This window comes from Billgrantia endophytica (genome assembly GCF_002879615.1).
Classification (GTDB): Bacteria; Pseudomonadota; Gammaproteobacteria; order Pseudomonadales; family Halomonadaceae; genus Halomonas; species Halomonas endophytica.
The window spans coordinates 1-12439 of the sequence record NZ_PNRF01000022.1 but is presented as its reverse complement, the minus strand read 5'-3'; the positions used below and the strand labels follow the sequence as shown (position 1 = coordinate 12439).

11 protein-coding genes are annotated in these 12439 nt (G+C 62.9%); 9 read left to right on the top strand and 2 right to left on the bottom strand.

All coding sequences use genetic code 11. The features are described from left to right. Positions 1 to 9 precede the first annotated feature (9 nt). Positions 10 to 492 (bottom strand): DoxX family protein, encoded by a 483-nt coding sequence (locus C1H69_RS11105; protein ID WP_102653478.1) that lies wholly within the window; start codon positions 490 to 492, stop codon positions 10 to 12. A gap of 435 nt (positions 493 to 927) precedes the next feature. Between C1H69_RS11105 and menA the strand changes: the two genes are divergently transcribed. The 7 genes from menA (at position 928) to C1H69_RS11070 (ending at position 8664) form a co-directional block, all read left to right on the top strand. Further along, positions 928 to 1929 carry a 1,4-dihydroxy-2-naphthoate octaprenyltransferase gene (gene menA, locus C1H69_RS11100; RefSeq protein ID WP_422666896.1) on the top strand — a complete coding sequence of 334 codons (1002 nt, stop codon included), beginning with the start codon at positions 928 to 930 and terminating at the stop codon, positions 1927 to 1929. 39 nt (positions 1930 to 1968) lie between these two features. Further along, positions 1969 to 2814 carry a TatD family hydrolase gene (locus C1H69_RS11095; protein WP_102653476.1) on the top strand — a complete coding sequence of 282 codons (846 nt, stop codon included), beginning with the start codon at positions 1969 to 1971 and terminating at the stop codon, positions 2812 to 2814. Between the two features lie 48 nt (positions 2815 to 2862). Next, positions 2863 to 3420, top strand: coding sequence for a DUF1285 domain-containing protein (locus tag C1H69_RS11090; protein ID WP_102653475.1), 558 nt, complete (start codon positions 2863 to 2865; stop codon positions 3418 to 3420). Then, a complete protein-coding gene (locus C1H69_RS11085; RefSeq protein WP_102653474.1) occupies positions 3417 to 5633 on the top strand; it encodes an ATP-dependent helicase in 2217 nt (738 codons plus the stop codon). The genes C1H69_RS11090 and C1H69_RS11085 overlap by 4 nt, the downstream gene beginning before the upstream one ends. A gap of 13 nt (positions 5634 to 5646) precedes the next feature. Continuing rightward, positions 5647 to 6468 (top strand): sulfurtransferase, encoded by an 822-nt coding sequence (locus C1H69_RS11080; RefSeq protein ID WP_102653473.1) that lies wholly within the window; start codon positions 5647 to 5649, stop codon positions 6466 to 6468. 99 nt (positions 6469 to 6567) lie between these two features. Continuing rightward, positions 6568 to 7545: a Gfo/Idh/MocA family oxidoreductase gene (locus C1H69_RS11075; protein WP_102653472.1), complete on the top strand. Its 978-nt coding sequence runs from the start codon at positions 6568 to 6570 to the stop codon at positions 7543 to 7545. Positions 7546 to 7560: 15 nt separating this feature from the next. Next, positions 7561 to 8664, top strand: a complete 1104-nt coding sequence (locus C1H69_RS11070) for a DegT/DnrJ/EryC1/StrS family aminotransferase (RefSeq protein WP_102653471.1) — start codon at positions 7561 to 7563, stop codon at positions 8662 to 8664. Between the two features lie 45 nt (positions 8665 to 8709). On the opposite strand, the gene C1H69_RS11065 is transcribed toward C1H69_RS11070, so the two are convergent. Then, positions 8710 to 10380, bottom strand: a complete 1671-nt coding sequence (locus tag C1H69_RS11065; protein WP_102653470.1) for an electron transfer flavoprotein-ubiquinone oxidoreductase — start codon at positions 10378 to 10380, stop codon at positions 8710 to 8712. A 396-nt stretch (positions 10381 to 10776) separates the two neighbouring features. Between C1H69_RS11065 and C1H69_RS11060 the strand changes: the two genes are divergently transcribed. Together C1H69_RS11060 and C1H69_RS11055 are read left to right on the top strand one after the other, a co-directional pair. Further along, complete coding sequence (locus C1H69_RS11060; protein ID WP_102653469.1) at positions 10777 to 11550, top strand: electron transfer flavoprotein subunit beta/FixA family protein; 774 nt, start codon at positions 10777 to 10779, stop codon at positions 11548 to 11550. Positions 11551 to 11564: 14 nt separating this feature from the next. Beyond that, on the top strand, positions 11565 to 12439 hold an 875-nt coding region (locus tag C1H69_RS11055; RefSeq protein ID WP_102653468.1), incomplete at its 3' end, for an electron transfer flavoprotein subunit alpha/FixB family protein.

Below are 12439 nucleotides of genomic sequence, written 5' to 3'. Positions count from 1 at the left end.
AGTCCGCCATCATCGCAGGCCGAAACGCGCCCTCAAGTAGGGGAGAACCCAATGATCGCCCCCGTAACGCCCTGCATTGGCGCCTGCCACCAGCAGGAATATCGATAGCATGATCATCCAGGGATTGATGGAGACCGTGCCGGCCATGAGGAACGACATGTTCATGACGATCGCGAAGAATGCCGCCGCCGAGGTGAGTACGCCGAATATCAAACCCAGGCCCACCAGCAGTTCCCCCCAGGCCACGCAAAAGCTGATGAGGTCAGCATAGGGCAGGGCGAAACGCTCAAGGAAGGCGACGTAGTTGGGGTATACGAGACTCCCTTCACGCATCACGGGGTTCTCGACGGCATCCGCAAGGAACCACTCGGCGCTGAATCCTCCCGTGATCTTTCCCCATCCAAGCGTGAGCCATGTGATGCCCAGATAGAGGCGTAGCAATAACCACATACCTGCGGCATATTGATTTTTTCTGAAAAATTCACCAAGCATTCCAGCTCTCCTGTTACTACTTCCAATGTCTCATGAGGCCCCGTGTATAAAAAACGGGCTCATGCTGAGTCGATATGGGGTGATGGTTGATCGGTGATGAATGTATTCGTGGCGGTGATTCATCCTGCCGTGGTTCATTGAAGTCGTACTGAAGGAATCGGTGAGAATATTGTTGGTATATGGATCACAGATCATGAGGAATCGTACATGAATAGCCAGGAGGAAGGCTTGATAAACGTCAAGCTTATCTCAACTAGGTGATTGAAATCCAGCGGTTATGTATCGTCGGCCATGGCATGGCGTGCATTGATATTATCTTGAGGTGCCACTGGTCAGTCGCCGGTTGAGCATTGCCGGCATTCCGATTAGGCTAGCGAAGATACTCCAGACGTGCGGTCGTATCGTCTGGTCCCATGTCAAAACCCCTCTTGTGGCTTGGAATCTATCGATGCCGACGGGCACCCTGTCGTTGCTGATGGTGTATTTATGTCGAAAAGGGAAGGGCCCGAGATCAGGAATTATCCGATGAACCGTGGGCTGTATGCTTGGCTGTTGGCCATGAGACTTCGTACATTGCCCTTGGCCTGTTCCTCCGTACTTCTGGGAGCGGGCCTGGCGGCGAGCCATGATGTCTTCGATATGGGCATACTAGCACTGGCATTGCTCACTGCCGTCTTGCTGCAAATACTCTCCAACCTTGCCAACGATTATGGCGATGCCGTGTCAGGGGCCGATGGAGAAGGCCGGTCCGGACCGGCGCGTACCGTGATGGCGGGGCTTATCGCTCCCCGTCGGATGCTCGTGGCGATTGTCCTGACGGCCCTGATGGCCGCAGTGTCAGGCCTGGCCCTGCTCTACGTCTCGTTCGGTGCCGACTGGCCTCGCATGTTGGCTTTCACCTTGCTTGGCGGAGTCGCCATCGTGGCGGCGATTACCTATACCGTGGGAATGGGGTGTACACCGTATGGCTACCGGGGGTTCGGAGACATCTCCGTGTTTCTTTTCTTCGGCCTTCTCGGTGTGTTGGGGGCCTACTACCTCTTCGCCCATGAGCTCGCATGGATACTGCTATTGCCGGCGGCCGCCTGTGGGTTATTAGCGACTGCCGTGCTCAACATCAATAACATACGCGATATTGCAAGCGATTCGGCCAGCGGCAAGATCACGCTTGCCGTTCGGTTGGGACGCCCGCGAGCCATCGTCTATCATTGGGCTTTGCTGATGACGGCCTCGATGCTGACGCTGGTTTTCTTGGCAATGCGTGGTGCGAATGGCTGGTCCTGGCTTTTTCTGGTCGCCCTCAAGCCTCTCGTCGATGCCGCCAGGACCTTGAGCGAGAGTAGTGATGGAGAAATCCTGACGGCGATGCTGAAGAAGACCGTCATCGGCACGCTGCTCTACAGCGTGTTGCTGTCCATCGGCCTGGTGCTTTCGTGATACCCTGCCTGCCTCGATGTTGAACGAAGAAGCGCCGCCATGTTCGTCGACTCCCACTGTCATCTTGATCGCCTCGACCCTGGTACCCATGGGGGGGATCTCGGTGCAACCCTTGATGCGGCCCGTGCCCGCGATGTGAACCAGTTCCTGGCCATTGCCGTGACGCTGGACGATGTATCCGAGCTGGCGCGGATCAGCCGCGAGCACGATGACGTGGTGATTTCCGCCGGTGTCCATCCGCTGCACCGCGTGGATGGCGAGCCCGATATCGAGGCCATCAGGGAGACCGCCGAGCGGCATGGTGCCGTGGCCATTGGCGAGTGCGGGCTCGATTACCATTATCTGGACAAGTCGCCGGAAAAGGTGCCGTCTCGGGAGGTGCAGCTCGAGCGTTTCCGCCGTCACCTGATCGCCGCCCGCGAGCTCGAGCTACCGATCATCGTGCATACCCGCGAGGCGCGCGAGGATACCCTGGCGCTGATTCGCGAGCACGCCGACCCGTCGACAGGCGGGGTATTGCACTGTTTCACCGAAGATATCGACATGGCCCGGGAGGCGGTGCGCCACGGCTTCTATATCTCGTTGTCGGGTATCGTCACCTTCCGCAATGCCACCGCGTTGCGTGAGCTGGCGCGCAAGATTCCGCTGGACCGCCTGCTGATCGAGACCGACAGCCCCTACCTGGCACCGGTACCGCATCGCGGCAAGCCCAATGAGCCCGCCTGGGTGGTCGAGGTGGCCGAGTGCATCGCCGCCGAGCGGGGCATCAGCGTGGAGGAGGTCGCCATGCAGACCACCGCCAATTTCTACCGGCTGTTTCGGGCTGCCGTTCCCGAGGCACCCGCCGCGATTCGTGACGCCTTGTCCAATGCCGGCCTGGTATAGACTGGTATTCAGCGTCTCGTATCGAGCGAACCAGCCGGAGAGGTGGACATGAACCTGGAACCATTGCTTGAGCACGTGGAGCCTGTCGGCGAAATCCCGCCGCTGGACCGTTGGCACCCCGGCCAGGCCGGTGAGATGGATCTTCTGATCGCCGCGGATGGACGCTGGATTCACGAAGGTACCGTCATGAGCCGGCCTCGCCTGATCAGGCTGCTGTCGACGCTTCTGCGCCGCGAAGAGGACGGTCACTATTACCTGGTGACCCCGGTCGAGAAGCAGCGCATCCAGGTCGAAGATCGTCCCTTCGTGATCGTCGACGCCGAGCATGACGACGAGAGCGACAGCTGGTGGCTGACCACCAACGTTGGCGATAGGCTGCGCCTTGACGGGGAGCATCGCCTGGTGGTGAGCGAGACGCCCGATGCCGTGGCGGTGCCTGAAGTGGCGGTTCGCTTTGGGCTATCGGCTCGTCTGGGACGCAATGTCTTCTATCGCCTGGTGGAGCGTGCCGAGCAGCGTCAGGGCGAGGAGGGGCGCATCGAACTGGGTCTGACTAGCGCCGAAACCTGGCAGCCACTCGGCGATCTGCCGGCCGAGGATTCGTGAGGCTGACGGAAGAACAGCGGGCCGTGATCGAACATGGCCCGGGTCATGCCAGGGTGGCGGCGGTTGCAGGCGCTGGCAAGACAACCACCCTGGTTGCCCGGGTATTGCATCTGCTGTCTCGGGGAGTGCCCGCGACACGTATCCTGGTGCTGATGTTCAATCGCTCGGCGCGCGAGGACTTCCAGCAGCGCCTGGCGGCGATGGCACCTTCCGGACAACGGCTCCCCGATGTCCGTACCTTCCACTCCCTGGGTCACCGGTTGACCGGTAGCCTGACCCGTTGGGGAGTCTTGGCACCGCGGCAACTGCTTTCCGCCGACTGGCAGGTGGAGCGCCTGCTACGCCAAGCGACCCTGGGCGTGCTGGAGGACGATGCCGAGCGTCGCGAGGCGGCCCTGGAGGCGGATACCCTCGAGGCGTTCGCCCATTTTTGCGGCCTGGTAAAGGCCGAGATGACAGCACCCGACGCTCTGTATGAGCATCACGATTACAGTGACGAGACCAAGCATTTCGTGGCGGCATTCCAGCGTCTCGAGACCCTGTTGGCCGATCAGGGCCTGATGACCTATGCCGATCTGCTCTATCGCCCCGTCCGTGCGCTGGAAGCCGACCCGCAGTTGGCACGTCGCGTCCAGGGTTTCCTGGATCATGTGATCATCGATGAATACCAGGACATCAACCAGGCTCAGCTACGTCTGCTGGCGACACTGGCCGGGCGTGAAGCCGATGTGATGGCGGTCGGGGATGCCAACCAGTGCATCTACGAGTGGCGTGGGGCTCATCCCGATACCATGCGTGAGCATTTCACCGCCACCTTCGGGCCGGCCACCGATTACCCGCTTTCCACCACCTTTCGCCACGGCCATGCGTTGGCATTGACGGCCAACCATGTCATTGCCGCCAACCGTCGAGGACCCGATCAGCTGTGCCTGGCTGCCACCGGAAATCCCCGCACGAAGGTAGCCGTCGAACAGGAAAGAGGGGCGTTGCTGGGCGCCCTGGGACGCTGGCAGCGGGAGGGACGCCAGCTCCATGAGGCCTGTCTGCTGGTGCGCAGCTGGGCCTTGTCGGTGCCGTTCCAGCTCCAGTTGCTGCAGGCGGGAATCCCATTCAGGCTTGCCCGGGAGGATCGCTTCGTGTTCCGCCTGCCGCTGGTGCAGGCCCTGTCCGGCTACCTTCGGCTTGCCCGCAATCCTGCGCTGCTCCACGACCCGGCGCTGGTGTTGCGGCTGCTGGAGCAGCCAACGCCTTTCGTGGCGCGTGAACGGTTATCGGCGCTGGCCCTTCGATTGACGGAAACCCAGGCCTTTCCCGGACGGGAGGATTCCTTGCTATCCGGACTCAAGCCGATCCAGCGCCGCAACCTGAAACGGCGCTGGGCCCTGCTTTGTGAGCTGCCGCGTCGCGGCAACTGGACACCGGCTCGCCTATTGGCGCACGTGGTGGAGAGCCTGGATGCCGAGAAGGTGCTCAGGCGTGCCGCGGCGCGCCGTGAAAAAGGCGAGGAGGACGTACGCCTGCTCGATGTGCTCGTCGAGCAGGCGGGTGAGGTGAAAGACATCGATGCCTTCATCGAGCTACTGGAGCGCCCCGTGGAAAACCATGCCGATGGCATGCTGATCACCACCGTGCACGGTGCCAAGGGGCTGGAATGGCCGATGGTGCTCCTTGCCGGCGCCAATGAGGAAGACTTTCCGCACTACAGCAGGGACAACCCGCTGACGCCCGGACGGCTGGAGGAAGAAAGGCGGCTCTTCTATGTCGCGATCACCCGTACACAGGAACGCCTGCTGATCCTGCATGACGGCGGCGAGCATCGACCTAGCCGCTTCATTGCCGAAACCGCCTGGCAGGACTGTGCGAAAGTCGATGCCCGCTTGACCGGCGCCGATACGGACACTTCCCCTCTGGCCGTCACCTCTCCGCCGCTGATGTCGGGCTATCTCGAGGCACTGGGCCGCGAGCTGCCGCTGATAGCCAGTGAGGCATCGGTTGTGGCAGAGCCCGGCGCCGGTTATTCGGTCCATGAGTACCGACCGGGGCAGCGGTTGCGTCATGCCGTCTTCGGTGAGGGTGAAGTTGCCGTGGTGGAAGGGGATCCGGCGGACCCGATCATAGAAGTGCGTTTTTCCCAGGCCGGCCGCCGACGTCTGCTGGCGCGGCGTGCGCCCATCGAGCTGTTGCCCCCTTGGCCGGTACCATCGATACAGTGAAAGGAGAGCGAGCATGCGACACGTGCTGATCACCGCCAATGAACTGGACGAATGGCTGGAGGGGCCTCACCCGCCCCGGATACTCGACTGCCGAGCGCGCCTGGGCGATCCAGGAGCCGGGCATGGCCTGTGGCAGGCAGGCCATATCCCCGGCAGCCATCACCTCGACCTGGACCGCGACCTGGCCGGGGAACCGGGCGAAGGCGGACGCCATCCACTGCCGGCACCTGCCGACTTCACAGCCGTTCTCCAGAGGCTTGGCGTTGCCCCTGGCATGATGGTCGTGCTCCATGATGACATGGGAGGACAGATGGCTGCCGCCCGGGCCTGGTGGATGCTGGCCTGCTGGGCCGGCCACCCGGATGTCAGGGTGCTGGATGGAGGCCTGCGTGCCTGGCAGGAGAGTGGCGGCGAGCTTGTGACAGGAAGCGAACCCCTGCCCATCGCCAGCCACTGGCAGCCACGCTTCGACACCGCGGCCCTGGTTGATGTTGACGAGGTGTTGTCCGGGGGAGACCTGAAGGTCGATGCGCGTAGTGAGGAGCGCTTCCGTGGAGAGGCCGAGCCCATCGACCCGGTGGCAGGGCACATACCCGGAGCCCGGTGCCGCCCCAGCGCCGCCAACCTGACCGATAGCGGCCACTTCAAATCGCCTGCCGAGCTCGATGCCGAGCTGCCCCGGGCCGATTCGACCGTTGCCTATTGCGGGTCCGGCATCACCGCCTGTCACAACATCCTGGCCTATGCCATTGCCGGGCGCGCTCTGCCTCGTCTCTATCCCGGTTCCTGGAGCGAATGGGTCCAGGATCCGTCACGGCCGGTTGAACGCGACTAAGCTTTGATGGAGGCTGGGATAGGGGAGGCTCATCCCCAGGCTATCGACTCTTGGCGATGGAGTGCGGTATTCGGAAGCAAAAGGCCAAGGAGGCATTTCATGAACTTTGCGCTGATTGGTGCGGCAGGATATATCGCGCCTCGCCATATGCAGGCCATCAAGGAAACGGGGAACCGCCTGGTGGCAGCTTATGATATCAACGATTCGGTGGGTATCATCGATTCCATTTCGACGGATTGTGCCTTTTTCACCGAATTCGAGTACTTTCTCGAGCATGCCTGGCGCTTGCGCAGGCAAGGCGAAACGGCAATCGACTACTGGGTCGTATGCTCGCCCAACCACCTGCATAGCGCCCATATCACTGCCGGGCTGCAACTCGGCTGCGACGTCATATGCGAGAAACCTCTCGTGTCGATGCCGTCACAGCTCGATGAGCTGCGCAGTGTGGAGAAGGCGACGGAGCGGCGCGTCTATAGCATCATGCAGCTGCGCCATCATCCGGCGATCCACGAACTGCGCGACAAGGTGAGCGCCGAGAATCGCGCCGGGCGGTACGAGGTCGAGCTGACCTACGTCACGGCGCGGGGACCCTGGTACCTGGCCAGTTGGAAGGGCGATCCGCGCAAGTCGTTCGGCGTCATGGCCGAAATCGGCATACATTTCTTCGACATGCTGCGCGTGATCTTCGGTGACTTGACGCATCAGGTGCTGCATTACCACGACGAGCACAAGGCTGCCGGCTACCTGGAGTACGAGAAGGCCCGTGTGCGCTGGTTTCTCTCCATCGACACCGAAGACCTGCCTGAACGCGTACGTGCACACCATTCAACCTATCGCAGCATTACCTGTGATGGCGAGGAGTTCGAGTTCTCCAGCGGCTTCACTGACCTGCATACCGTCAGCTACCGGGAAATCCTGGCCGGCCGCGGGTTCGGAATCGAGGCCGTGCGTCACTGCCTGGAAACGGTCTATCAGCTGGGCCTGGCCACCCCCGAGCCGCCGCATGAGGGGGAGGCGCATCCCCAGTTGAGTACGCTCGGGCCCGCTCGTCTCGCTACCGGAGCCAATGACCGTTAAACAGAGGGCGTGCCCATGCAATTCATCGATCTCGCGGCCCAGCAGGCCAGGATCAGGCCACGACTGGAGGCCGCCATGCAGGACGTGCTGAATCATGGCCGCTACGTCCTGGGGCCAGAAGTCGGCGAGCTGGAAGCTCGCCTGGCGGAATATGTGGATGCCTTGCACTGCATTGGCTGCGCCAGTGGGACCGATGCCCTGCAGATCGCCCTGATGGCGCTCGATATCGGCCCCGGTGACGAGGTCATCGTGCCCGGCTTCACCTTCATTGCCAGCGCCGAGAGTGTGATGTTGGCAGGTGCCAGGCCAGTCTATGTGGATATCGATCCGGAAACCTACCTGCTCGACCCCGAGCGGCTGGACGCGGCCATCACACCGCGGACCCGTGCCATCATGCCGGTTTCCCTGTTTGGCCAATGCGCCGATATGGAGGCGATGGAGACCGTGGCCTTGCGCCATGGCCTGGTAGTGGTGGAGGACGCCGCCCAGAGCTTCGGTGCCACGCGCCACGGTCGCCGTTCCTGCGGCCTGAGCCGGATCGCCTGCACCAGCTTCTTTCCCAGCAAGCCGCTCGGCGCCTATGGAGACGGCGGGGCGCTGTTCACCGACGATGACGAGCTGGCCGAGGCAGTGCGTCTCGTTGCGTGCCATGGCGAGGCGAGTCGCTACCGTCATACCCGGCTAGGCATGAACAGCCGGCTCGACACGCTGCAGGCGGCTGTCCTGCTGGCCAAGCTCGATATCTTCGACGACGAGTTGATGCAGCGTCAGCAGGTCGCCGAGCGTTATGATCGGCTGCTCCAGGACGTCGGGACCACCTCCACGCCACGTATTGCCGACGGCAATACCAGTGTTTACGCCCAGTACAGTATTCGCGTACCGCGCCGCGAGGAGGTGAGGGCCAGCCTGGCCGAAGCCGGTGTGCCAACCGCGGTGCATTATCCGGTACCTCTGAACCAGCAGCCCGCGGTGGCGGATCACAACGGTCGACTATCGGTCACCGAGTCGGTATGCGAGGAAATTCTCAGCCTGCCCATGCATCCCTACCTCGAGGCCAGCCAGCAGGAGAGGGTGGCACAGGCGCTGCAGCAGGCGCTTGCCTGGCCATACCGCGCATAGCGGTAGAGACATGACGGGGCGCGCCACGACACGCCCTTTTGCCTCTTACATGTTGGGATAATTGGGACCGCCGCCACCTTCCGGTGCCACCCAGGTGATGTTCTGGGCCGGATCCTTGATATCGCAGGTCTTGCAGTGCACGCAGTTCTGGAAGTTGATCTGGAACCGCGGCTTGCCATCGTCGCCCTCGACCACCTCGTAGACGCTCGCCGGGCAGTAGCGCTGTGCCGGCTCGGCGTATTTGGGCAGATTCTCGCGGATCGGCAACTCCGGGTCGTCGAGCTTCAGGTGGCAAGGTTGGTCCTCCTCATGGTTCGTGTTCGACAGGAACACCGAGGAGAGCTTGTCGAAGGAGAGCTTGCCGTCCGGCTTGGGGTAGTCGATCTTCTCGAACTCGCTGGCGGGCTTCAGTGCGGCGTGGTCCGGTGTGGTGTCATGAACGTTGGGCAGCTTGCCGCCGAGCAGCTGGTTGATGAAATTGTAGGCGCCGCCGCCCACGGTGCCGTACTTGTGCATCGCCGGACCGAAGCTGGCGCTCTCCTTGAGTTCGGCATAGGCCCAGCTCGCTTCCCACTTCGCGGTGAACGCGGTCAACTCGTTGCCGCCCTCGTCGCCACTCTTTATCGCCTCGAACACGGTTTCCGCCGCCACCAGGCCGGACTTCATGGCCGTATGCAGGCCCTTGATCTTGGCGAAGTTGAGGGTGCCGGCGTCGCAGCCGATCAGCAGGCCGCCAGGGAAGGTCATCTTCGGCAGGCAATTGAGGCCGCCCTTGGTGATGGCCCGCGCCCCGTAGGCCACGCGCTTGCCGCCTTCCAGGTGCTGCTTGAGCACCGGATGATGCTTCATGCGCTGGAATTCGTCGAACGGCGACAGCCAGGGGTTCCGGTAGGAGAGGTCCATGATCAGGCCGACCACGACCTGCTGGTTCTCGGCGTGATAGAGGAACCAGCCACCGTGGGTATCCTTGGCCAGCGGCCAGCCGGAGCCATGCAGCACCAGACCCGGTTCGTGCTTGTCGGCAGGGATGTCCCACAGTTCCTTGAGCCCGATGCCGTAGTGCTGCGGGTCCCTGCCTTCATCGAGCTTGAACCGGCTGATCAGGCGCTTCCCCAGGTGACCACGAGCGCCTTCGGCGAAGAGGGTGTACTTGGCGCGCAGTTCCATGCCCGGCATGTGACTGTCCTTCGGCGTGCCATCTGCCGCAACGCCCATATCGCCGATCAGGATGCCCCTGACGGTACCATCCTCATCCTGGATGATCTCCTGCGCCGCGAAACCGGGGAAGACCTCGACGCCGAGCCCCTCCGCCTGCTCGGCCAGCCAACGGCACAGGTTGCCGGCGCTGATCACATGGCGGGTCATGCCACCGCCGGTGTTGTGCATGCTCTTCGGCACCAGAGCGTTGGGCAGCTTCTGGGCTTTCTCGGCATCCTTGAGCAGATAGAGCTCGTCACGAATGGCCGGCGTGGTGAGCGGGGCGCCACGTTCCTCCCAATCGGGGAAGAGTTCGGCCAGGGCGCGGGGCTCGAAGACGGCGCCCGAGAGAATATGCGCGCCCACCTCGGAACCCTTCTCCACCACACAAACCGTCAGCTCCTGCCCGGCCTCGCCCGCCTGCTGCATGAGGCGGCAGGCTGCCGACAGGCCCGACGGACCCGCACCGACGATGACCACATCGAAATCCATCGAATCACGCTCTACTTGCTCTGACATCCGGCTGCTCCTCCCTCGGCCACGACGCGGACGGCTAGCGGTTCCGCTCCACCCAACCCGCTATACCACCAATGTCGACGTTTTTAAAACGGTCGTTTGCTTCTAGATATTCTCCATGATAGGCATAATAAACGACTCGGGACACCCCTACGATGGGCAATGTGCCTGACTTGGCCCAGTGAGTCGCCAAGGTTCGAGCGTTGCGGGGATTGTTGCCACAGGCCGGGCTGTGGCACATTGGAAAGGTTTTTCGGTGCGGCGCCTATCATACGCTTGCATGAAACATGAAGGGCATGTCAGCCGGTTGTAAGGAAGCGCTGAGAGACTGGGCACTGACCGGGTCGCTCGGCGTGTCCCTAACCAGACGGTTCCTAGAACGAACCAAGCGAGGACACCATGAAAGTACTCGTCGCGGTCAAACGCGTCATCGATTACAACGTCAAGATCCGCGTCAAGGCGGATCACTCCGACGTCGACCTCACCAACGTCAAGATGGCCATGAACCCCTTCTGCGAGATCGCCGTGGAAGAGGCCGTGCGTCTGAAGGAGCGCGGGGTGGCCACCGAAGTGGTCGCCGTGACCATCGGCCCCAAGGCCGCCCAGGAGCAACTGCGCACCGCGCTGGCGCTGGGCGCCGACCGTGCCGTGCATATCGATACGTCAGCCGAGACCGATGAGCGCGTCGAGTCGCTGGCGGTGGCCAAGCTGCTGGCCAAGGTGGTCGAGGAAGAACAGCCCGGCCTGGTGATCCTGGGCAAGCAGGCCATCGACACCGACAACAACCAGACCGGGCAGATGCTCGCCGCGCTGGCGGGCCTGTCCCAGGGCACCTTCGCCTCCGAGGTGAAACTCAGCGGTGACGAGGGTGACAAAACGCTGCAGGTGACCCGCGAGATCGACGGCGGCCTGCAGACCGTCGAGCTGACGCTGCCGGCCATCGTCACCACCGACCTGCGCCTCAACGAGCCGCGCTACGCCAAGCTGCCCGACATCATGAAAGCCAAGAAGAAGCCGTTGGTCGTCACGACCCCGGCGGAACTCGGCGTCGAGGTGGCGAGCAAGGTCACGCTGCTCAAGGTCGAGTCGCCGGCCGAGCGCCAGGGCGGCATCAAGGTGGGCTCCGTGGACGAGCTCGTGGACAAACTCAAGAACGAAGCCAAAGTGCTTTGAAGGGAGCGGATCGCATGAGCATCTTGATTCTGGCCGACCATCACGACGGCCAACTCGCCGGCGCCACCGCCCACGTGGTCGCGGCAGCCCGACAGATCGGTGGAGAGATCGACATCCTCGTGGCCGGCGAGAACGTCGGCGCCGTGGCCGAGGCCGCCGCGAAACTCGATGGCGTGACCAGGGTGCGCGTCGCCGACCACGCCGCCTACGCCCACCAGCTCGCCGAGCCCATGGGCGCACTGATCGCCGAACTCGCCGGCGACTACGGCCACGTACTGGCGGCCGCCTCCACCACTGGCAAGAATATCCTGCCGCGGGTGGCCGCGCTCAAGGACGTGTCGCAGATCTCCGAGATCGTCGCCGTGATCGACGCCGACACCTTCAAGCGCCCGATCTACGCCGGCAACGCCATCGCCACGGTCAAGAGCGCCGACACCCTCAAGGTCATCACCGTGCGCAGCACCGGCTTCGATGCCTGCCCTGATAGAGGGAGCGAGGGCGGCAGTGCCGCCATCGAAAGCGTGGACACGGTGGTCGACAACGGCCAGTCCACCTTCATCAAGCAGGAACTGGCCGCCAGCGACCGGCCCGAGCTGGGCGGTGCCCGGGTGGTGATCTCCGGCGGGCGCGGCATGGGCAACGGCGACAACTTCAAGCTGCTCGACGGCATCGCCGACAAGCTGGGGGCGGCGATCGGCGCCTCGCGCGCGGCGGTGGACGCGGGCTTCGTGCCCAACGACATGCAGGTGGGGCAGACCGGCAAGATCGTCGCGCCGGAGCTCTATATCGCCGTGGGCATCTCGGGAGCGATCCAGCACCTGGCGGGGATGAAGGACTCCAAGGTGATCGTGGCGATCAACAAGGACGAGGAAGCGCCGATCTTCCAGGT

What these genes read in the sequence shown, in the direction of transcription:
- C1H69_RS11075 (WP_102653472.1), top strand. Translation starts at nt 6,568, where the DNA reads ATGAACTTTGCGCTGATTGGTGCGGCAGGATATATCGCGCCTCGCCAT.
- C1H69_RS11105 (WP_102653478.1), bottom strand. Translation starts at nt 492, where the DNA reads ATGCTTGGTGAATTTTTCAGAAAAAATCAATATGCCGCAGGTATGTGG.
- C1H69_RS11080 (WP_102653473.1), top strand. Translation starts at nt 5,647, where the DNA reads ATGCGACACGTGCTGATCACCGCCAATGAACTGGACGAATGGCTGGAG.
- C1H69_RS11060 (WP_102653469.1), top strand. Translation starts at nt 10,777, where the DNA reads ATGAAAGTACTCGTCGCGGTCAAACGCGTCATCGATTACAACGTCAAG.
- C1H69_RS11070 (WP_102653471.1), top strand. Translation starts at nt 7,561, where the DNA reads ATGCAATTCATCGATCTCGCGGCCCAGCAGGCCAGGATCAGGCCACGA.
- C1H69_RS11090 (WP_102653475.1), top strand. Translation starts at nt 2,863, where the DNA reads ATGAACCTGGAACCATTGCTTGAGCACGTGGAGCCTGTCGGCGAAATC.
- C1H69_RS11065 (WP_102653470.1), bottom strand. Translation starts at nt 10,380, where the DNA reads ATGTCAGAGCAAGTAGAGCGTGATTCGATGGATTTCGATGTGGTCATC.
- C1H69_RS11095 (WP_102653476.1), top strand. Translation starts at nt 1,969, where the DNA reads ATGTTCGTCGACTCCCACTGTCATCTTGATCGCCTCGACCCTGGTACC.